Here is a 19,941-nt window from a genome sequence, read left to right as displayed (position 1 = left end):
CCCCGGCCGGATCAGCCGCCGCCACCCTGCGCGGTGGAGTCTCCGAGGCCACGTGGCGGCCCGTGGCTTTCGGCGCGGTCGTCACGAGGGGCCCGCGCATACGCGTCCAGGACCGGACGCAGGAACCCCGCGAGGACCAGCGGCGGCAGCGCCTTTCCCGAGCGACCGAGCCCCGCGTGGACGGCGCGGGTCAGTTCCGGGAACGCGACCAGCGCGAGAGCGCGCGGATCGCCGGCCCTCAGTGCGGCGGTGGCAAGCTCGGCCCAGTGCTCCGGTCGCGAGTCCTGCCAGGCGGCGGCCTCTGCGGGCGTCCCGTCCTGGCGCCGCGTGGCCGCCAGGCTCTGTACGGGAACCGGGTCGGGGAGAGGTGAGCCGCTCCTTGCCAACGAGGCCACCACCTCGCGTACCACCTCGGCAGGGACGGCTCCCGGGCCCGTGGCGGCCCACGCCCGCGCGAGGAGCTCGCCGGCCTCGCCGGGGCTCGGCGCATGACGCATCCGCCAGAGCATGCGGTGGTGGACCGCGGCCGACGCGGCCCGCGCGGCAGCTGGTCCGGTGACCGGTGTCGACGCCCAGTCGTCCAGGCGGTGCCGGAGTGACCGCAGCAGGTCGCGCCCCGACGGGGTGAGCCAGCACGAGCCGTCCAGAGCCGCCGCGGCGTCACGCACGCCGCGGTACCACCGGGCGAAGTGCGCCTGGGCCCGGCAAGCCGCGGCCTGGTCGCCGCGGTCGGCCGCGAAAGCGGCCTCGGCACGCCAGAATCCGGCCACCGAGAGGAAGGCGTAGACACCCTGCAGCAGGGCAGCCGGCGGGCGCGGTTCGTCGCGCCACGGCGAGTAGCCGCGAGCGCCGGGTGCCGGCAGAACCAGGTCCACGAGGTCCTGGAGTGCGCTCAGCTTGGAGTGCTGTGTCTCGTGGACCAGGTCCGAGGCGAGCGCGGTGACGTCCCCGTCCTGGACGGTCAGCGCCACGAGTCCGTACGCGTCGGACAGCGACGCACTGCGCCAGGTCCTGCGCCGGTCCGTGGTGAGCACCTCGTCCACGAGCGGCACCACGGTGGTGACCGTACGCGCCACCTCCTCGGCGCGCTCCGGGTGGCGCTCCACCAGAACAGCCCAGGCAGCGCTCAATTGACTCTGCCAGTAGGAGAGTTCGGCATGCTCCAGCAGGCGCGGCGCCAGCAGGGGTGCGCCTGCCCGGAGTGGGTCGAGCGAGTCGAGGCGGACGGTCCACTCACGGCCCCGGGAGCTGCAGCGAAGCGTGGGCAGACCGTACCAGCCGGGCGTCGGCGACCGGTTGTCACCGCGGGAGTCGGGCAGTCGCAGGGCCGTCTCTCCATGCCGGCTCGTCCATGTGATCCAGCTGCTCCTGCCGTCACCGCGGACCCGTGCGCGGGCGGCTGCCCCGTACCTCGGCCCCGGAGTCGACCCGGGCGGCAGGAGCAGCCCGATCCCCGGAAGCAGCACGCCCTCAGCCGTGGCGGGCACCCGGATGTCGAACCGCAGCCGCGCGCGGTGAGCAGCGGCCGCTGCGAAAGCCGAGGCCCGGGCCACCTTCGCCGCAGCAGACCCGGCGTGCGCTCGTCCGGCCGGGAGTCGCGGGGCCTCCTGCAGCTCGCGCACGGTGTCCGCGACCCAGGCTCCGAAAGAGGGCAGGTCCAGCGTGGCCTCGAAGACGGCGGGCGTGGAAATCTGGACGCGGCGCAGGAGCGCCAAGGACTCCGCCAGCGGGTCTTCCGTACCGACGCCCTGGCCTTCGGGCGCGGCCAGGTCCCGGAGGGCGCGGAGCAGCAGCAGGTTCCGGCTGCGGCGCGCACGACGCAGCGGGGCCAGCGCCTCCGGCCCGCCACGCGCCAGTCGGCCGAGGAGATCAGGCGGCGCCACCGGGGCGGGTGCGCTCACCGGCCCTCCATCGGTCGCGCCGGGAGAGCGCGGTCCAGGCGGGCCAGATCCGCTCGGAGGGCCTCGCCGACATGGGAGATGACCGCCTGCAGATCGGCGCAGTACACCGACGGGTGCAGGAACCCCGACCCGGGGCGGTAGCGGTGGGCGTAGAGCCCTCCGCCGCAGACCCGCATCACGGGGCAGGCCCGACACTCCGGCGCAAGGCCCTCGGCTCCCAGCTGCCTTGCCACGACGCCGGGATGATCGAGCAGGTCGTCGAAGGAGTGGGATCGCAGATGGCGCCCGGTCGTCGCGGCTCCGGGGTAGGCCGACTTGAGGAGGTCCGAGAGGGTGAGGCTGCCGTCGGTCTCCACCACCACCATCCGTGCGGGGCCGCCGCCGAGTGCCTCGGTGGCGCTGTGACCGCCGAGGAGTGCATCGATGACCGCTTCGAAGAAGGGCACCCGCACCGGCTGGGCCGGCTCGTGGTACCAGGCATCGAAGAAGGCCGTCAGCCAGTCCCCGTAGGGTGCGGCGGACGGGTCGCCGGCGCGGTGGCCCGGCGGCGGGCTGCCCCAGTGCGCCAGCGGGAGCAGCAGGTCCACCGCGGGCGGCCCGAGCTCCGTCAGCTGCCGACAGGTCTCGACGGGGTCGGAGGCGAGATCGACCACGGCCAGCAGGCCGGTCCACAGGTCCCGGTGCCGGGGCTGCGTCAGCAGCCGTAGGGCGCGCCCCACGCTCGCATGGCTCCCACGCCCGTCGGGCCGCTTGCGGTGACGGTCCTGGGTGCTCGGGCCGCCGTCCAGACTGATGCCGATCCGTATCCCGTGGGCCCGGCAGAAGGCCAGCACCTCCTCGCCCAGGAGCAGCCCGTTCGTCTGCAGCAGCACGTCCGCGCGGGTGCCGGCCGGCAGGGTCGCGCGCAACCGGCCGACCAGATGGCCGATTCGCGACACTCCGGCGAGCAACGGCTCACCGCCGTGCAGGACCACCCGGATCCGGTCGAGGCGGTGCGTCCGCACGTGCTCGGCGATCCGTGCGCAGACGAGATCGGCGGTCTCCCCCGACATGGTCCGCGGTTGCTCACGCCAACTCTGGTCGGGGCCCTCGTAGACGTAGCAGTAGTCGCAGGCGAGGTTGCAGCGACTGTGCACCTTGAGCAGGAACTCCACGAACGGCAGGCGCGGAACACCGCGCTCGCGCATTGCCGCGACGGGGAGCGCCTGGTCCGGCCAGAACCACGGCTCGACCGCGTGCGCCTGTGGTAATCCCGGGTCCACTCCGCTCACTCCCGGGGCGCTGCGTCACGCACGCCCGCCAGGTCGTCGGTGTCGAGCAGCTGACTCGCCGACTGGTAGGCGGAGATCGGCAGTTCTCCGGTGGCGGTCTGGTCGAGCACCCGCCGCAACGCCCTGACGAAGACCGCGTCCTCGGCGGTCATCAGCTCGTCAAGCGGCAGCCCCGTCAGGTCCGGGACCTCCCACTCGGCTGCCATCCTGCTCCGCTCCTCCCCGGGGGCTCCGAGTCGCACCCCTCCCGACAATGCGTACTCGCCTCAGACCTGCCCTCTGCTCCGGTTCCCGAATCATCGAGAGCCCGCTCGGATTCGGCCCTTCGGGCCACCGTTCGTCCCGGTCCGCGGCCCGTCGAGCGCGGCGAGGGCTCCGGGGCGGATGTCCACACGCGGGAACCCGTCAGGGGGAGTCAGGCCGATCCGTACGGACGGCACTGCCGTGCACTCCTTCCGCGCATACGCGAGATCGCGACGGAGGTGAGGTCCCACGCCCCACCCGCGCGAGGCGCCCGCGTGGCCCTCCGCGGGTGGGGTCCCCGGAGCCGGCGTCCGGAGGGGAGGCTCGGAAAGGGGGAGGTTCAGAAGAGCTCCACGCGGGTCACGTTGACCAGCGGCTGCGTGAAGATCTGGGCGTCCAGCAGGCCCTGCTCGATCTGGTGCTCCGCCTCGAAGAAGCGGTTGCCGCGGAGGAGGACCCCGCCCAGGAAAGGCATGTTGATGCTGCCTGAGGCGTCCACCGGGAACGATCCGGAACTCGCGTCGATGGTGCCGTCGGGGTTGAGCATCCGTACGAAGAGCCGGTCCCCCGGCTGGACGGTGTTCTCCAGGTCCACCCGGTCGCCGCGCATCCCGAGGTTGACGGTGACGGTGGTGAGGATGCCGTCCGTGATGAACCGGTCCTCGATCTCGGCCCGCAGGTCGGGCGTCAGTGGCTTGCCCTCGGCGAGGATCATGTTCAGGGAGGGAATCCGCAACAGGCGGCTGGCATCGACCGCGTAGTCGTGCGAGAAGGCGGTCACCGCCCCCGCCGCGTCCCGTACCTCGACCTGGACGATCTCTCCCAGTTCCAGCGCTGTGGCCGACATGGCCGTCCTGCCTTTCACGTGTGGTTGCTCTGGTCACCACCGGCGTCATGACCGAGCCCCACCGGGGTGCCGGGGCCGGGGACTGCGGGGTGGTCCGCGAGCCGGGACGGCCGGCCTCACCGCGGACGTCGGGGGTCACACCGCTGCGGAGCACGGTGAAGAAGAAGTCGCCCAGGTCCCTGTGGACGAGCCCGAGGGCGTCCGGTCGGGACCCCAAAAAGTCCAGGCATCGGTCGACGCCCTCCAGGTTGACGCAGAACAGCAGGTCGACGACCGTTTCCGCCATCTGCCCGATGACAAGGGGCATCGCATGGGGGCTCCCGGCGGTGGGTGACCGGAAGGAGAATCGGCGGCTTCGGCGGCTCCAGCGCCTTCGTCGGACGCCGGGGCCGAAACTCCACCTCTCATTGTCCACCCGGGCACCGAAAGCCGCATGCCAGGAGGGAAGTTGCCCCGGGCGCCCGGGTGCCGGCGACCACGGAGCGGAGCAGGTCGAGCGGGGTGGGCCCGACGAACCGCCCCGAGGGGTCCACGGCTCGGCATGAGCCCACCCTCGGCAGCAGCACCGCGGCGCCGGGCGGCCAGAGGCGGCGAGAGTCGCACGGGCACGGCCGCCCGCGCCCGGCCCCCACCCCTCCGCAACCTCAAATCCTCCTCTGAACGTCGCCCCGTCCGGGTTCGCCGACGTGCGCCGGGGTCATCACCTCTGCACGGGCAGCGAACGGATCGCCCGGAAAGGGGGAGCGCCGCATGAGGCTCGGAATCGGGATCGGCTGGCGTCCGGAGATCGCGGACGCGGTGGAGGCGCTGGAGGGCGTCGAGTGGGTGGAGGCCGTAGCGGAGAATCTCTGCGCGGACCATCTGCCCGACTCGTTGGTACGGCTCCGGGCGCGGGGCGTCACGGTGGTGCCGCACGGGGTGGCGCTGGGCCTCGGCGGTGCGGAGCGCCCCGACCCCCGGCGCCTGGCGGACTTGGCGGCGCGCGTGGAGCTGCTCGGTGCGCCGCTGGTGACGGAGCACGTCGCGTTCGTACGGGCCGGGGGGCCGTCGGCCGGGGAGCCTGCGCTGGAGGCGGGCCATCTGCTGCCCGTACCCCGGACCTGGGACGCCCTGGACGTGCTCTGCGAGAACGTGCGGATCGCTCAGGACGCGCTGCCGGTGCCGCTGGCGCTGGAGAACATCGCGGCGCTGGTCAACTGGCCGGAAGAGGAGCTGACGGAGGGGCAGTTCCTGGCCGAGCTGGTCGACCGTACGGGGGTACGGCTGCTGATCGACGTGGCCAACCTCCACACCAACCACGTCAACCGGGGAGAGGACCCCGCCACGGCGCTGGACGAGCTGCCGGTGGAGGCCATCGCGTACGTCCATGTGGCGGGCGGGGTCGAGAAGGACGGCGTCTGGCACGACACGCACGCCCACCCGGTGACGGCCCCGGTGCTGGACGTCCTGACGGAGCTGCGCTCCCGGGTGGACCCGCCCGGTGTACTGCTGGAGCGCGACGACGACTTCCCGCCCGCCGAGGAGCTCGCCGGTGAACTCGCGCTGATCCGGGGGACCTTGGAAGCAGCACGTCGGTCCGGCCGTACGAGCGCTCCCGGGGGGACGGCGGCGGCCAGGACCGGGGCCGGGGCCGGTACCAGGGCCAGGACCGGATCCAGGGCCAGGACCGGATCCAGGTCCGGGGCCCGTGAGCGGCTGGCCGGGGCGCAGAGCGGTCTGCTCGCCTCGCTCGTCGCGGGGGCTCCGGTGCCCGCAGGCTTCGACGCGGAGCGGCTGGGGGTGCAGGGCCGAGCGCTGGCCGCCAAGCGGGCGGGCATCGTCGCGAAGGTGGCGCCGGAGCTGCCGGAGATTCTGGGGCCGGGCTATCGCGCGGCCTTCCTCCGCTACGCCGAGGGCCGTCCGCCCGCGTCCGGCTACCGCCGGGACGCGCTCGCCTTCGCCGAACATCTGCTGGTGGCGGGCGAGCCCGCCGACGACGCGGCCCGGCGGCGGCTGACCCACTGGTGGCAGGACCGCGCGGGGGCGCGGCCGCCCCGGCGCACCACCCGGGCCGTCCGTGCGGCACGGGCCGCGTTCACCTTGTCCGCCAACGTTCTCAGGGCATCTTCCGGGGGGAACCGATGACCATGAACCTGCTCGCCCTTCTGCTGACGATCGCGATCGTCACCTCGGGCGTCCTGCTTCTCACAGCACGTTCGCGGAGCGGCGGGCGGCATGGCGCCGGCACCGCGGTGCACGACGACCACGAGGCGGCGTTCCTGGCCGGCGGCCCGGCCAGGGTCGTGGACACCGCCCTCACCGCTCTGCACACCGACGGGCGCATCGTGGTCGGCGGCCCGGGAGTGATCTCCGTGGTGCGGGCGCAGCCCCATGACCCGGTGGAGCGCGCCGTTCTCCAGGAGCTGGCGTCCGCCCCCAACGGGGCGCTGCACATCCTGCGCTTCTCGGTCATGCACCACCCGGCCGTGCAGGAGATCGGCGACGGGCTGGCGGCCCGGGGTCTGCTGGCGCGTCCGGAGGACGTGCGGACGCGCCGTCGCTGGGGCGGGATCCAGAGCCTGGTCTCTCTCGCGCTCTTCCCCGTCTCCTTGGTCGCGACCTTCGTCCAGTACGCGGTCATCGACGGATCTGCGGACATGCCCTTCCCTTTCATCGTGAAGATGCTTCCCGCGATCTTCTTCGGCGGTGTGAGCGGTCTGGTGGCCACGGTCGGCGCCCGGACACGGATCACCGATGAGGGGAAGGCCGCGACCGGGGCGTACCGCAGGGACTGCACCGCCGCGGGCGGTACCCCCGCGCAGATGGTGGCCGCCTTCGGTCTGCGGGCGGTGGCGGACCCCGTGCTGCGGGACCAGTTGACGGCCGCCGCGCGGTTCCGGTCGCCGGGGTCGCCCGGCATGCGCGGCTCCTCCTCGGTGCGCCACGACGGCTTCGACACCACGCACGGGGCGAGCGCCGCGATGGTGCCCGTGGTGTGGTGCGCGGGGGCGGGTCCGAGCGGCGGCGGTTGCGGTTCGGGGTCCGGTTCGAGCTGCGGCGCGGGCGGCGGGTCCGGTTGCGGCGGTGGGAGCGGCTCGAGTTGCGGGAGCAGCAACTCCAGCTGCGGTAGTGGCGGCTCGACGAGCTGCGGCGGGAGCAGCTCCAGCTGTGGTGGCTCCAGCTCCAGTTGCGGGGGCTCCAGCTCCAGCTGTGGTGGCAGCAGCTCCAGTTGCGGCGGCGGGAGCAGCTGAGCAAGGGCGGGGGCATGGGACGGCGGGCCGGGGCAAGCGCTCCCGCCGTCCACTCGGTCACTCGGTCACTTGGTCACTCGGTCACTCGGTGTCCCGTACCACCGTCGACAGGAGCTCGCGAAGGTACGGGGCGTCGAGACGCGGGTCACCCGCGCGCTCCCGTACGTCGGTGAGGAGCCAGCCCAACAGTTCGGGGGTGGCGTAGTACTCCTCGTAGAAGCCCATGTGCAGGTCGGTGATCTCCCCCTCGTACAGCACGTCGTCGAGGAGGTCCGCCAGATGCGCGTCGGCTGCCGGGTGGCGGGTGGCGGCCCAGGTCGTCAGCCAGGGACGCAGGGATCCGGTGGTGACGCCGATGACGGCGAGCGTGGGCCGGACGGGTACGGGACTGGGGTGCGTGTGCAGTGTGGTCTCCCACCAGGCGGACCAGACGTCGCCCAGTGCCGCGGTCAACGGGGCGTCCCATGAGGTCCACTCCGCCTGGCACAGGCGCGAGGCGATGAGTTCCTCGTCGATGTGGAGACGGCCCATGATCATCGGACGGACGATGCGGGGAACCAGACGCCGGTAGAGACGTGCGAAGTCGTCCCAGTGGTCCGGCGTTTTCGCGGCTGCGGAGGACAGGACGTTGTCGGGTATCAGGTGGAGTGGACCGGACAACTGCGCGAGGTCCTGCTCGGTGTAGCAGTACCCGCACCCCCCGACCGGGAAAGGCTCTTCGGCTGCGAAGGCGCGGTCCAGTGCGTCGAGGGCGGTCGTCAGTCGGTGCGGAACAGAGGGCATGGTCGCCTGCCACAGGACTCCGCGGGGGCGGCCCGCGAAGAGTGCAGTCTATCGGCCGCGCTGCCACGTGCCCGTGGCCCCCGCCACGTCGGTTCGACCGCTCAGCGCATTACCGCTTCCGCGATGTGCCGGGCGGCCTCGGCGGGCTTGAGGTGGGTGGTGTCGACGACCTCGGCCTCGCGGTGGAGCCAGGTGCGGGCCGCCTCGGCGTACGGCTCCAGGTACTTCAGCCGGAACTCCGAGGGGCCCATGTCCACGTCGCCCTCGATGCGCCGGCGCAGGGTCTCCTGGTCGGCGTGGAGGACGAAGTGGCGTACGGGAATGGAGTGGCGGGCAAGGCCCGCGCTGATCTCGCGCCAGTACTCCTCCACCAGCACGGTCATCGGCATCACCAGCGTGCCGCCCGTGTAGTCGAGCACGTGCCGGGCGGTCTCGACCACGAGCGGGCGCCAGGGGGGCCAGTCCTGGAAATTGCCCGTCCAGGGCAGCGCGGGCGTGATGTCCATCAGCGTCTCGCCGACCTTCTCGGCATCGAGCACCCGTGAGTCCGGGATGAGCCGCCGCACGAGCGCACTGGTCGTCGTCTTGCCCGCACCGTGAGTGCCGTTGAGCCATACGATCATGGCCGACACGCTACTGCGGACCGGAAATGGTCACCGGGGAAGTCCACTTCGTCCCCCTATCCGTGTCCGGATGGTGAACGAGCCTGGCCGATTTCTCCTCGACTCGCATAGAACTCGGTCATGGTCTGGTTGATGTGTCTGTTGATCGCGTGGGGCGCGGCGGCCCTCTCCTGTCTGCGGCTCTGCCTCGCCGCCGCCAGGGCCGCCCACCCGGGAACCGCCTCCTCCCGCCGACCGGGCCCGGTGGCGTACGACCTGAGCCTGTACGAGACGGCGTTCCTGGCCGGTGGTCCGGAGCGGGTCGCGGACCTGGCACTGGTCTCCATGCACCTGCGGCACGGCCTGCTGCTGGCCCACACCGGCTGGGCCACGGTGGTGGACCCCCAGGGCCGGGACGACGTCGAGCGCACGGTGATCCGGGCCATCGGGCCGGAGGGCCAGTCGCGGATCGAGCCGGTACGCGCCGCCGCCGCTTCGGCGGAGCCGGTACGCGCGCTGGCGGACCGTCTGGTGGCTGCCGGGCTGGCGGTGCCGCACGCGTTGCGCGGGGCGACGGCGGCGGCGCTGGGCGAGGTCAAGCGGGCGGCGGTGCTGATCGTGGTGCTGGCACTGGCCTCCGTACTGCTCCCGGGCCGGTCGCTCTCGCCGGGCGGGCCGGCCATCGTCTGGTTCGCGCTGCCGCTGGTGCTCGCGGTGGGCTGCCTGCTCATCGTGCGGATCGAGAACCACCCGTACAGCCCGTGGGCCTCCCCCGCCGGTCAGGAGTGGCTCGACTCGCTGCGGGCTCCGGCCCCGGGGCGCGGCGCCCACCGCCACCTGCTCGCCGCCGTCGCCGTACGCGGCCTGCGTGCCGTGCAGGACCCGCTGCTCCGCGCCGCCCTGACGGGCCGCCGCCCGGGGCGCCCGGGGCACGCGCTCTGACAACCGGACACGGCACCGCGCACGCCGTCCTCGCGCCGGAACACGCTTCCTGACGCCTGTCGACGGTCCTTTACTTCACCGGCCGCGCGCCCGACGATCCTCTTCCCGCTGGAGAGGCTCCACGAGGGCCGGGACGAAGGGACCAACCGGTGAGAGCAGTCACCCGGTACGCGACGGCCGGGGCGCTGGTCCTCGCCGCGCTGCCCGCCGCATCCGCCACGGCCACCACCCCGGCCACCGGGACCACGGCCCGGGCGGACGTCACGGTGCCGGAGGTGTGGGGGACGGTTCTCGCGGCCGCCCGGGCACGGGAGCGGGGCATCGCCTTCGCCGACTGCCCGGAGAGCGAGATGCTGCCCGAGTCGCTGCGGTGCGGGACCTTCACCGTGCCCGTCGACTACGCGCACCCGTACGGGCCGCGGATCGAATTGGCCGTCAGCCGTACGGCAGCCACCGGGAGCCCGTCGGAGCGCCAGGGCGCACTGGTCTACGATCCGGGCGGGCCGGGGGCCGCGAGCATCACCTTCCCGCTGGTCGGCGACTGGGCGGCCTGGCGGAAGACCGCCCGCGCCTATGACCTGGTCGGCTACGCGCCACGCGGCGTCGCCCCGTCGCCCGCGCTGTCGTGTCGTCCCCCCGAGGAGGCGGCCGGGGCTCCCACCGACTCGCCGCAGCAGCCCTCGTCCGCGTACAAGGGGGAGCGGACCGTCCTCGCGAAGGCGTACGCGGACGGATGCGCGCTCGCCGCCGGCCCGGCGCTGCGCCACTACTCCTCGCTGGACGGCGCCCGTGATCTGGAGGTGCTGCGGGCCGCGCTGGGCGAGCCCCGGCTGACGTTCATGGGCACCGACCAGGGCGCTTACGTAGGGGCGCTGTACGCGACGCTCTTCCCGTCGCACGTACGCCGGATGGTCTTCGACTCGCCGCTCGACCCGGACGCCCGGCGGATCGGCTACCGGTCGGGGCTGGCCCGCTCGCGCGCCCTGGAGTCCCGCTTCGAGGACTTCCTGTCCTGGGTCGCCCGCCACGACGACGTGTACGGCCTGGGGACGACGGCCGGTGCGGTGCGCGGCCGGTACGACGAGGTGCGGACCGCGTTGTCGCGGAACCCGGCGGGCGGGAAGGTCGGGACGGCCCAGCTCCAGGCGGCCTTCCTGGCCGCGGCGTACTACGACGACTACTGGGCGATGCGCGCGTCGGCCCTCTCGGCGTACGTCGAGGGCGACCCGGAGCCGCTGATCACCCAGGCGTCCCCGCGGCCGTACACGGCGAAGGGCGACGAGAACGCCGAGGCGGTCCGCACGGCGGTGGAGTGCAACGACGGTGTGTGGCCCGCCGACTGGCCGACCTGGGACCGCGACCACACCCGGGCGGCCCGCCGGGCCCCGTTCGCCACCTGGGCGGGCGCCTGGGCGAACCTGCCGTGCGCCTCCTGGCCGGTACCCCGCAGGCAGCCCCTCGACGTACGGACCGGGCGCGGCGAACTCCCGTCGGTGCTGGTGCTCGCGGCGGAGCGGGACGGGGTGACGCCCTACGCGGGTGCGGTGGAGCTGGTGCGGCGGCTGCCGGGGGCGGCGCTGGTCACCGAGCGGGACGCGGGCTCGCACGGCATCGGCGGCGCCGACAACGCCTGCGTCAACGGCCACCTGGAGACGTACCTGCTGACGGGCCGGGTGCCCGAGAGGGACACCGAGTGTGCCCCGCACCCGGAACCGAACCCGGTCTCGCTGCACCGCGCCGTCCCTCGGGACGCCGGGCCGCAGAGTCTCCTGCGGGGCGAGCCGGGCGTCTGACGGGGCGCCCACCGGGTCACGTCGACCGCACGGCTGCCATGGCTGCCGCCGCCGCGTCGAAAAGGCGGTGCAGGACGGGGACCGGGATCGCGGGGTTCGTGACCGCGGCGCATGCCGTGTCCCGGTCGTGCAGGAGCTCGGCAAGGACACGGGCGGGCAGCCGCGGACTGCGCACGGCGGTGGCGCGGACGTGGGCCGCCGGGTCGTTCAGCAGCCGCACCGCGTCGGCGGGTGCCAGCCGGGGGTCCTCGGCCGCGCGTCGGCGCACCTCGGCTTCGGGGTCCCGGGCCAGGCGTGCGACGTCGGCGGGTGTCGACTCCGGATCGTCCAGGGCGAGCCGGCGCATCCGCCCGCTGGGGTCGGCGATGTGGTGCAGCAGGCCCGCGCGGGGGAAGTTGGGGTGGCTGCGGGGCCGGTCGGGGTGGCTGAAGCTGCCGTCCCACCAGCGCCAGACCTCCAGCAACACGTCTGCCGGCGTGTCCTCGCACGATTCGGCGAGGAACAGGTGGACCGTCCGGTCCTCGTCCCCCGCCAGGCGTGCCACCACGTCCGGCGGGAGGTGCCGGGCCCGGGCCACGCTGCGGCGGATCAGCGGATGGGACGACGCGGCGAGGCGGCGCATCGCGTCGGCGTCGCCGTGCAGGTCTTCGACCCAGGGCAGCGTGTGGGACATCGACGTCGAGTCGAAGTCGTGGCGTATCGCGGCACGTCGTTCCTCGGTGAGGTCGGCGCGCAGCGCCACCGCGGAGCGGACGCCGCCGTGCGGATCGTCGGACAGTACGGCGACGCCCCGTGTGCTCAGACCAGGGTTGGCGGCCAGAGCCTGCCGTACCTCCTCGTTCCGGTCCCGGACCAGGTCCGCCTCCAGCTCGGGCGTGAGACGGCACCGTTCGAGCGCCCGCCGGGGGTCGGGCAGGGCGGCGAACACCTCGCGAGGCATCGGTACGCCGGTGTGGTGGGCGAGCAGCGCGGCCGTTCGCACCGCCCGGTCGGTGTCGGCCAGCAGACGCTCCCGCAGCGGTGTGGCGAGTTCCTCCCAGCGGGCGCAGGCCGCGGCCCACGCACCCGGGGATCGGAGTCGGCCACGAGGCCGGGGAGGTGCTGTGCGGGAAGCCCGGGGAGTTCGGCGGCCCGCGCCCGGGAGGGGCCGACGAGGAGTTCCTCGTACAGGTCCTCGGGGAGCTCTGCGCCCCAGGCGCGGGCGTGCTCGGCCCAGAGGACGCGCCGGTCCGGCGAGGGCTCGGCGCGGACCAGCCGTATCCACTGATCGGACGTGAGCTTGGGCCGAAAGGTGTCGGCGGGCCTCGACCGCACCCGCGGATCGGGGTGCGCCACGGCGGCGTCGAGGACGGCGGGCCGGTCGCATCCGTGCAGGAAGCCGTCCTCCACGTCCAGCAGCCGGATCAGGAGTCCGTCCGGCGCGGCCGGATTGTTTCCCAGCCACTGTGCCCAGTGCAGAGGCCACGCGTGCCGGGCGGGCACCTTCGCCCACACCTCGGCGCGCTCGGCCGCCGTTTCCCGTCCGGCGGCTTCGGCGGTCTCCTCCAGCCGCTCCGGCAGCCGGTCGAGGGCCGTCACCCGGGGCCCATCAGCGCCGGGCACGTCCGCCAGCAGTACCTGCCCGTCGAGGGAGAGCGCCACGAACCCCGGGGCGCGGGTCAGATCCGGCACCCCGCTCCCGGCATGGCGCACCCGGGTCCACCAGGAGTCGTTGCCGCCGATCCGGTGCCCGAGGACGGCCACCAGGAACTCGCCGTCGGCGTCGCGCAGACGGCGCCACCACGCCGCACCGAGCGCCTCGCGGGCCGCTCCCGCCGGTGCGGCGATCCCCCGCGCGATGCGCCAGCCCGCCTCCGCAGGGAACAGGTCGCCCGGGGGCACGTCCTCGACGACCACCAGTCCGGCGTGGGCGAGCAGTTCGTGGAGTTCTTCTCGGCGTTGCACGCGGCCATGATCCCAGCCGGTTCGCGGTGGAAGAAGACCCCTCGGCCCGGGCTTCCCGGAGCGGGTTCGGGAACGGGGGCCCGGCGCCGGCCGCACCCGGGCGGGCCCGTGAGCGGCCGTCAGCCCGCGCGCTCGGCCATCTCGGCGGCGTACGGCGGCTGAGCGCCCGCGACCTCGCAGGTGCGGGCGGCTACCGCGACGGCGAACTCCGTCGCGTCCCGCAACGCGGCCTCGGTCAGCCCGTTCAGACGGCCGCCCAGCAGCCCGTCCGCGGCGAGGCGGTGGAGGAGTCCGCCGGTGAAGGCGTCCCCGGCGCCGATCGTGTCGACCACGTCGACCGCGGGCGCGGGGACCCGGACGCCGAAGTCGCGGGTACGGGCGAGGGCGCCGTCGGCGCCGAGGGTCACCACGGCGAGCGCGGCACCCGCCGCGAGCAGCCGGTCCGCGGCCTCCTCGGGCCCGGTCCCCGGCATCAGCAGCTCCACGTCGTCGGCGCTGACACGGACGATGTCGGCCAGGGCGCACCAGTGCGGGAGACGGGAGCGCAGGTGCTCCACGTCGACCAGAGTGGGGCGCACATTGGGGTCGACGCAGACGGTGGCGGTGTCCCGGGCGTGTTCCAGGGCGGCTTCGATCGCGGCGGCGCCCGGCGGCAGGGCGAGGGCGAGGCTGCCGGTGTGGACGCAGACGGCGGGCGGTCCGGCCGTGAGTGCGGCGGCGAGTTCGGCGGGCGTCCACTGCCAGTCGGCGGTGGACTCGGCGTAGAAGTCGTAGGAGGCGCCGCCGTTCTCGTCGATCCGCGCGAGGGCGAGGGTCGCGGGGCGGGCGCTGGTGACCGAGGGGCCGAGGTCGACGCCGGAGGAGGCGAGCCGTTCGCGCAGCAGGGCGCCGAGGGGGCCCGCGGAGAGGCGGCCGGCGAAGCGGGTGGGGGTGCCGAGCCGGGCGAGGGCGACGGCGGTGTTGGCGGGTCCGCCACCCGCGTGGACGGTCAGCGGGGTCGAGCCGTCCGGGGCGGTCGTCCCGACGAACGCGTCGGCGACGGCCTCACCGATGACGGTGACGGGCGCGGAAGGCGAAACGGACGGAGACGTCATGACCGGGCTTCGGGCTTTCTTCTGGGGCGGCCCGGGAGGCGGTGGCGCCGCCGCGCCCCGGTGCCTCGCGGAGGGATGCGGACGCGGGCCCTGGGTCCCGGGGCGTGCGGGTCACGAGGACACGCACGCCCCGGAAGGACGCCGGTGCGGCACGCAGGCTGCGAGCCGCACCCGGAGCCGGACCCGGTGTCGCTGGAGCGGCTGTCCGTGACGCTGGAGGCGTCCGGACGCCGTCTGATCTTCCGGGTCGGGGGTGGCCGGGAAACGCCGGCATTGCGAGTCGGGCCACCAGGTGTGCGGGTGGCCGACGGTCTTCCGGGAGGGCCCCCGGGAGAACGCCGACCAGAGGACCCTACGCGAGACCCGCGACGAGGTCGGCGACCGCCTTGCGGCGACCGGTGTAGAACGGCACTTCTTCGCGCACGTGCAGCCGTGCCTCGGAGGCCCGCAGGTGGCGCATCAGGTCGACGATGCGGTAGAGCTCGTCGGCCTCGAAGGCCAGCAGCCACTCGTAGTCGCCGAGCGAGAACGAGGCCACCGTGTTGGCGCGGACGTCGGGGAAGCCGCGGGCCATCTTGCCGTGGTCGGCGAGCATCCGGCGGCGGTCCTCGTCGGGCAGCAGGTACCAGTCGTAACTGCGCACGAACGGGTAGACGCTGACGTAGTCGCGGGGCGTCTCGTCGGCGAGGAAGGCCGGGATGTGCGACTTGTTGAACTCGGCGGGGCGGTGCAGCGCCATGTTCGACCAGACCGGCTCCAGAGCGCGGCCCAGCTTGGTGCGCCGGAAGAGGTTGTACGCCTCCTGGAGCTCGTCCGAGGTCTCGGCGTGCCACCAGATCATCAGGTCGGCGTCGGCCCGCAGACCGGAGAGGTCGTAGGTGCCCCGGACGGTGATGTCCTTGGCGGCGAGCTGGTCGAACAGCTCCTGGACCTCGTCGGCGTAACCCGCGCGGTCCTCCGGCAGCACGTCGCGCAGCTTGAAGACGGACCACAGGGTGTAGCGGATGACCTCGTTGAGGTCCTTGGCCTTCTTACCGGCGTTCGGGATCTTCTCAGGCGCACTCATACGGCTATTGTCCCGCCTCGTCTTCCGTGCCCCGAACCAGGGTCGGCGTGGCGATGATCTCCCCGGAGGTCTCCCCCGGCGATCTCCCCGCCGTCCCGGTCGCTGCGGGCCCCGTCATGTCCCCCGTCACGGCCGTCCCGCCAGCTCGGCCGCGATCTCGTCGGCGGCGCGCTGGGCGCTCTGGACGCAGGCCGGGATGCCGACGCCGTCGTAGACCGCGCCGCAGACCCGCAGGGCGGGCAGCTTCGCGATCTCGCCGCGGATGCGTTCGACTTTGGTGAGGTGGCCGACCGGGTACTGCGGCAGCCCGCCGATCCAGCGGGTGACCGTGGTGCCGGCCGGTTCGGCGGTGAGGCCGGTGGCGGCGGCGAGGTCGCGGCGGGAGACCGCGGCGAGTTCGTCGTCCTCGCGGTGCAGGTGGTCGTCGTCGCCGTACCGGCCGACCGAGGTGCGGAGCACGAAGAGGTCGGGGGCGGCGTCGGCGACCCACTGCCACTTGTTGCTGGAGAAGGTGGCGGCCTTGATCGTGCGGCCGTCGACCGGGGGCACCAGGAAGCCGGAGCGCCCGCGGAAGGCCTCCACCGCCTCGATGTCCGCGCGCCGGAAGGCCATGGTGATCAGGGCCATCGAGGCGTACTCGACGCCCGCCAACTCGGCGGACGCGCCCGGGGATTCGGCGGCCAGCAGGGTGGAGGCGGACCAGGCGGGGGTGGCGAGGACGATGCCGTCGGCGGTGATCACCCGCTTCTCCGTACGCACGTCCCAGCCGGCCCCGGTACGGGACAGGCCGAGCACCGGGGTGGCGGTGAGGATCTCGCCCCCGGCGGCCCGCACGGTGTCGGCGACGGCGCCCGGAAGGGTGCCGAGGCCGCCGTCGATGCCCTGGAAGACGGGCCCGCCCGCCTGCTGGGCGGCGCCCCGCTCCTGGACCCGGCGCACCCCGTCGAGCAGCGGGCCGCCCTCGCGGGCGATGTCGAAGAGCTGCGGTACGGCGGCCCGCATGGAGATCCGGTAGGCGTCGCCCGCGTACACCCCGCCGAGCAGCGGTTCCACGAGGCGGTCGACGACCTCGCGGCCGAGCCGGTCGGCGACGTACGCGCCGATCGCGACGTCGTCGCCCACGGCCGTCGCGGTGAGCTCGCTCTCCTGGGCGATACGGGCGATGCCCTCGGGCGAGAGCACCTCGCGCAGCGCCTCCGGGTCGCCCGGGACGCCCATCACGTGGCCCTTGGGCATCGGGCGGAGCGCGTCGCGCGTCCAGAGGGAGGCGGCGGCCGTGGCGGGTGGCTGGAGGCGGTCGCCGAGTCCGGCGGCGCGGGCCAGGCCGACCGCTTCGGGGCGCCTGGCGAGCATCGATTCGGCGCCGAGGTCGACCTGGACGCCCGCGACCTCGCCGGTCATGAGCTTCCCGCCGAGGCGCTCCGAGGCCTCCAGGAGGGTGACCCGTACCCCGGTGCCGAGCAGCCGGTGGGCGGCGGCGAGTCCGGCGATCCCTCCGCCGATGACGACGACGTGCGGCTTGGTGGCGTGCGCGTGCTGTTCAGAACCCTGCATGGGTCCACTCTCTCAAACCCGGAACGAGTCCCGACCGTGACTGCTTCGAAACCGCCCGAGGGAAACCTGACAGTGGCCCGGCACGTCCAAGGGCGGACATCAACTCACCAGCCGGGGGGAACAGTTATGGAGTCCACGCAGAGAACCCAGCGACACCGCACCACCGCCCTGGCGGCCGGGGCGCTCGTCGCCCTGCTCACGGTGGCCGGGTGCGGCGCGAGCGACACCGGAGCGATGAGCGGGTCCGCCTCGGACGACAAGGCGGCCGCCGCACAGGGGGAGGGCGACGGCGCAAAGGCGGCGTCCGGGCCCGTCAGGTCGGACGGCGGCGGTTCCGCGGCGGACGGGAAGGCGGACGGGGACCCGGCCGGGAAGGCGGACGGGACGGCGGTGGACGAGAGCACGCCGGCCGCCACCCACGTCATCCGCACCACCACGATGTCCATCGAGGTGAAGAGCGTTCCGAAGGCCGTCGCCGGGGCCCGGTCCGTCGCCGAGGGGAGCGGCGGGCTGGTGGAGAGCGAGGCGACCGAGCGGGTGGACGACACCCACGACTCCTCGCACCTCGTGCTGCGCGTCCCGGAGGACCGGTACGAGGGCGTACTGAAGCGGCTGACCGGTGCGGGCAAGCTGCTGTCGCGCACCTCGGAGGCGAAGGACGTCACCGACCAGGTCGTGGACGTGGAGAGCCGCGTCGCGACGCAGCGGGCCAGCGTGGAGCGGGTGCGCGCGCTGATGGAGAAGGCGGAGCGGATCAGCGATGTCGTCGCCCTGGAAGGGGAATTGAGCAGCCGTCAGGCGAATCTTGAGTCCCTGCTCGCACAGCGGGCGAGCCTGGCCGACCGTACGTCGCTGGCGACGATCACCCTGGACCTCTACGAGCCGGAGACCCTCGCCACGGAGGAGGACGACGATCCCGGATTCTGGGACGCGGTGACCGGTGGATGGGACGCTTTCGTCACGACGGTGCGGTGGATCGCGATGGCGATCGGTGCGACCGCCCCGTTCCTGGCGGCCGTCGCCCTGCTCCTGGTGGTCTGGCGGCTGGCGGTGCGCCGTCGCCGCGTCCCGGAGACCGCCGCCCCCGCCGCCCCCGTTGTCGCGGACGAGCGGGGGGAGAACGAGCGGGAGGAGAACGAGCGGGAGGAGGCGGGCACGACACCCGCTCCCTGAGACCGCCGCGCAACACCGGGAAGCGCCGTTAGCGTGGTCGGCACACGGCGGCGGGAAGGGACCTGGCATGACGGAGCGACTGGTGGTCATCGGGGGCGACGCGGCGGGCATGTCCGCCGCGTCGCAGGCCCGCAGACTGAAGGGGCCCGAGGAGCTGAGCATCGTGGCCTTCGAGCGCGGCCACTTCTCCTCGTACTCCGCCTGCGGCATCCCGTACTGGGTGGGCGGCGACGTGGCGGAGCGCGACGACCTGATCGCCCGCACCCCCGAGGAGCACCGGGCCCGGGGCATCGATCTGCGCACCCGCACCGAGGTGACGGAGATCGACGTGGCGGGCCGACGGGTGCGGGCGGTGGACCGGGAGACCGGTGACGCGTACTGGACCGGGTACGACAAGCTGGTGATCGGCACCGGGGCCCGGCCGGTGCGTCCACCGCTGCCCGGCATCGACGCCCCCGGGGTGCACGGGGTGCAGACGCTCGACGACGGCCAGGCGCTGCTGGACTCGCTGGACCGGACGGGTCCCGGCAGGCGGCGCGCGGTGGTGGTGGGCGCCGGGTACATCGGCGTCGAGATGGCCGAGGCCATGCTGAACCGGGGCTTCGAGGTGACCGTGCTGAACCGGGGCGAGCAGCCGATGGCCACACTCGACCCGGACATGGGGCGCCTGGTGCACGAGGCGATGGACGGCCTCGGCATCACGACGGTGAACCGCGCGGCGGTCACGGCGATCCGCACCGGCCCGGACGGCCGGGTGTCCGGGGTGGAGACCGAGGCCACCACGTACCCGGCGGACGTGGTGGTCCTCGGCATCGGCGTGGAGCCGGAGACGGAACTCGCCCGCGCGGCCGGTCTGCCGCTGGGGCCGCACGGCGGCCTGCTGACGGACCTGTCGATGCGGGTGGTCGGACATGAGGACATCTGGGCGGGCGGCGACTGCGTGGAGGTGCTGGACCTGGTGGCGAAGCGCACCCGGCACATCGCGCTCGGCACCCATGCCAACAAGCACGGCCAGGTCATCGGCGCCAACGTCGGCGGCGGCTACGGCACGTTCCCGGGTGTGGTCGGTACGGCGGTGAGCAAGGTCTGCGACCTGGAGATCGCCCGGACCGGGCTGCGGGAGAAGGACGCGCGGGCGGTCGGGCTGCGGTTCGTGACGGCCACCATCGAGTCGACGGGCCGGGCCGGCTACTACCCGGGCGCGGCCCTCATGACGGTGAAGATGCTCGCCGAGTACCGCACCGGCCGGCTGCTGGGCGTGCAGATCGTGGGCCGCGAGGGCGCCGCGAAGCGGGTGGACATCGCGGCGGTGGCGCTGACCGCCGGGATGACGGTGGAGGAGATGACCGCGCTCGACCTGGGGTACGCCCCGCCGTTCTCCCCCGTCTGGGACCCGGTCCTGGTGGCGGCCCGCAAGGCGAGCACGGCCGTACGCGCGGCGGGCTCGGGCTGAGCGGACGCGGACCCGAACGGGGCGGCGGCCCCCTCCGGGTCCGCC

Annotated in this window: 16 protein-coding genes; 6 read left to right on the top strand and 10 right to left on the bottom strand. The window is 73.9% G+C overall.

Features of this window, described 5'->3' with window-relative positions; all coding sequences use genetic code 11:
• Positions 1-11: 11 nt before the first annotated feature.
• The 4 genes from OHA55_RS26730 to OHA55_RS26715 all read right to left on the bottom strand — a co-directional run bounded on the left by OHA55_RS26730 (position 12) and on the right by OHA55_RS26715 (position 4,262).
• Positions 12-1,901, bottom strand: coding sequence for an HEXXH motif-containing putative peptide modification protein (locus tag OHA55_RS26730; protein ID WP_266710203.1), 1,890 nt, complete (start codon positions 1,899-1,901; stop codon positions 12-14).
• A complete protein-coding gene (locus OHA55_RS26725) occupies positions 1,898-3,163 on the bottom strand; it encodes an FxsB family cyclophane-forming radical SAM/SPASM peptide maturase (protein ID WP_266710202.1) in 1,266 nt (421 codons plus the stop codon). The genes OHA55_RS26730 and OHA55_RS26725 overlap by 4 nt, the downstream gene beginning before the upstream one ends.
• Positions 3,164-3,168: 5 nt before the next feature.
• The gene (gene fxsA / locus OHA55_RS26720) at positions 3,169-3,378 is read right to left on the bottom strand and encodes an FxSxx-COOH cyclophane-containing RiPP peptide (protein WP_266710201.1); all 210 of its coding nucleotides are present in this window, start codon (positions 3,376-3,378) and stop codon (positions 3,169-3,171) included.
• Between the two features lie 377 nt (positions 3,379-3,755).
• Positions 3,756-4,262, bottom strand: a complete 507-nt coding sequence (locus OHA55_RS26715; RefSeq protein WP_266710200.1) for a polysaccharide biosynthesis/export family protein — start codon at positions 4,260-4,262, stop codon at positions 3,756-3,758.
• A 750-nt stretch (positions 4,263-5,012) separates the two neighbouring features.
• On the opposite strand from OHA55_RS26715, the gene OHA55_RS26710 reads away from it, so the two are divergent.
• Together OHA55_RS26710 and OHA55_RS26705 are read left to right on the top strand one after the other, a co-directional pair.
• Positions 5,013-6,386 carry a DUF692 domain-containing protein gene (locus OHA55_RS26710; protein ID WP_266710199.1) on the top strand — a complete coding sequence of 458 codons (1,374 nt, stop codon included), beginning with the start codon at positions 5,013-5,015 and terminating at the stop codon, positions 6,384-6,386.
• Positions 6,383-7,492, top strand: a complete 1,110-nt coding sequence (locus OHA55_RS26705) for a TIGR04222 domain-containing membrane protein (RefSeq protein ID WP_323180459.1) — start codon at positions 6,383-6,385, stop codon at positions 7,490-7,492. The genes OHA55_RS26710 and OHA55_RS26705 overlap by 4 nt, the downstream gene beginning before the upstream one ends.
• A gap of 81 nt (positions 7,493-7,573) precedes the next feature.
• Here the strand turns inward: OHA55_RS26705 and OHA55_RS26700 are convergent, their stop codons facing one another.
• Together OHA55_RS26700 and OHA55_RS26695 are read right to left on the bottom strand one after the other, a co-directional pair.
• On the bottom strand, positions 7,574-8,275 hold the full coding sequence (locus OHA55_RS26700) for a hypothetical protein (protein WP_266710198.1): 702 nt from the start codon (positions 8,273-8,275) through the stop codon (positions 7,574-7,576).
• A 101-nt stretch (positions 8,276-8,376) separates the two neighbouring features.
• Positions 8,377-8,898, bottom strand: coding sequence for an AAA family ATPase (locus OHA55_RS26695; protein WP_266710197.1), 522 nt, complete (start codon positions 8,896-8,898; stop codon positions 8,377-8,379).
• A gap of 120 nt (positions 8,899-9,018) precedes the next feature.
• Between OHA55_RS26695 and OHA55_RS26690 the strand changes: the two genes are divergently transcribed.
• Together OHA55_RS26690 and OHA55_RS26685 are read left to right on the top strand one after the other, a co-directional pair.
• Positions 9,019-9,819 carry a TIGR04222 domain-containing membrane protein gene (locus tag OHA55_RS26690; protein WP_266710196.1) on the top strand — a complete coding sequence of 267 codons (801 nt, stop codon included), beginning with the start codon at positions 9,019-9,021 and terminating at the stop codon, positions 9,817-9,819.
• Positions 9,820-9,968: 149 nt separating this feature from the next.
• Complete coding sequence (locus OHA55_RS26685; RefSeq protein ID WP_266710195.1) at positions 9,969-11,612, top strand: alpha/beta hydrolase; 1,644 nt, start codon at positions 9,969-9,971, stop codon at positions 11,610-11,612.
• Positions 11,613-12,410: 798 nt separating this feature from the next.
• Here the strand turns inward: OHA55_RS26685 and OHA55_RS26680 are convergent.
• The 4 genes from OHA55_RS26680 to hemG all read right to left on the bottom strand — a co-directional run bounded on the left by OHA55_RS26680 (position 12,411) and on the right by hemG (position 17,270).
• The gene (locus tag OHA55_RS26680) at positions 12,411-13,556 is read right to left on the bottom strand and encodes a hypothetical protein (protein WP_266710194.1); all 1,146 of its coding nucleotides are present in this window, start codon (positions 13,554-13,556) and stop codon (positions 12,411-12,413) included.
• Between the two features lie 119 nt (positions 13,557-13,675).
• Entirely contained in the window at positions 13,676-14,650 is a 975-nt protein-coding gene (locus OHA55_RS26675; RefSeq protein ID WP_266710193.1) for a carbohydrate kinase, read from the bottom strand.
• 352 nt (positions 14,651-15,002) lie between these two features.
• Complete coding sequence (hemQ, locus tag OHA55_RS26670) at positions 15,003-15,716, bottom strand: hydrogen peroxide-dependent heme synthase (protein ID WP_266710192.1); 714 nt, start codon at positions 15,714-15,716, stop codon at positions 15,003-15,005.
• A 126-nt stretch (positions 15,717-15,842) separates the two neighbouring features.
• Positions 15,843-17,270, bottom strand: coding sequence for a protoporphyrinogen oxidase (gene hemG / locus OHA55_RS26665; RefSeq protein WP_266710191.1), 1,428 nt, complete (start codon positions 17,268-17,270; stop codon positions 15,843-15,845).
• A gap of 126 nt (positions 17,271-17,396) precedes the next feature.
• On the opposite strand from hemG, the gene OHA55_RS26660 reads away from it, so the two are divergent.
• Both OHA55_RS26660 and OHA55_RS26655 read left to right on the top strand, forming a co-directional pair.
• Complete coding sequence (locus tag OHA55_RS26660; protein WP_266710190.1) at positions 17,397-18,443, top strand: DUF4349 domain-containing protein; 1,047 nt, start codon at positions 17,397-17,399, stop codon at positions 18,441-18,443.
• Positions 18,444-18,510: 67 nt separating this feature from the next.
• Positions 18,511-19,896, top strand: a complete 1,386-nt coding sequence (locus OHA55_RS26655) for an FAD-dependent oxidoreductase (RefSeq protein WP_266710189.1) — start codon at positions 18,511-18,513, stop codon at positions 19,894-19,896.
• The last annotated feature ends 45 nt before the right edge of the window (positions 19,897-19,941 follow it).

Source organism: Streptomyces sp. NBC_00102 (assembly GCF_026343115.1).
Taxonomy (GTDB): Bacteria; Actinomycetota; Actinomycetes; order Streptomycetales; family Streptomycetaceae; genus Streptomyces.
This window is presented reverse-complemented; position numbering and strand designations above follow the sequence as displayed.

Coding starts and splice junctions, on each gene's coding strand:
- fxsA (WP_266710201.1), bottom strand. CDS start 3,378: ATGGCAGCCGAGTGGGAGGTCCCGGACCTGACGGGGCTGCCGCTTGAC.
- OHA55_RS26715 (WP_266710200.1), bottom strand. CDS start 4,262: ATGTCGGCCACAGCGCTGGAACTGGGAGAGATCGTCCAGGTCGAGGTA.
- OHA55_RS26710 (WP_266710199.1), top strand. CDS start 5,013: ATGAGGCTCGGAATCGGGATCGGCTGGCGTCCGGAGATCGCGGACGCG.
- OHA55_RS26705 (WP_323180459.1), top strand. CDS start 6,383: ATGACCATGAACCTGCTCGCCCTTCTGCTGACGATCGCGATCGTCACC.
- OHA55_RS26700 (WP_266710198.1), bottom strand. CDS start 8,275: ATGCCCTCTGTTCCGCACCGACTGACGACCGCCCTCGACGCACTGGAC.
- OHA55_RS26695 (WP_266710197.1), bottom strand. CDS start 8,898: ATGATCGTATGGCTCAACGGCACTCACGGTGCGGGCAAGACGACGACC.
- OHA55_RS26690 (WP_266710196.1), top strand. CDS start 9,019: ATGGTCTGGTTGATGTGTCTGTTGATCGCGTGGGGCGCGGCGGCCCTC.
- OHA55_RS26675 (WP_266710193.1), bottom strand. CDS start 14,650: ATGACGTCTCCGTCCGTTTCGCCTTCCGCGCCCGTCACCGTCATCGGT.
- hemQ (WP_266710192.1), bottom strand. CDS start 15,716: ATGAGTGCGCCTGAGAAGATCCCGAACGCCGGTAAGAAGGCCAAGGAC.
- hemG (WP_266710191.1), bottom strand. CDS start 17,270: ATGCAGGGTTCTGAACAGCACGCGCACGCCACCAAGCCGCACGTCGTC.
- OHA55_RS26660 (WP_266710190.1), top strand. CDS start 17,397: ATGGAGTCCACGCAGAGAACCCAGCGACACCGCACCACCGCCCTGGCG.
- OHA55_RS26655 (WP_266710189.1), top strand. CDS start 18,511: ATGACGGAGCGACTGGTGGTCATCGGGGGCGACGCGGCGGGCATGTCC.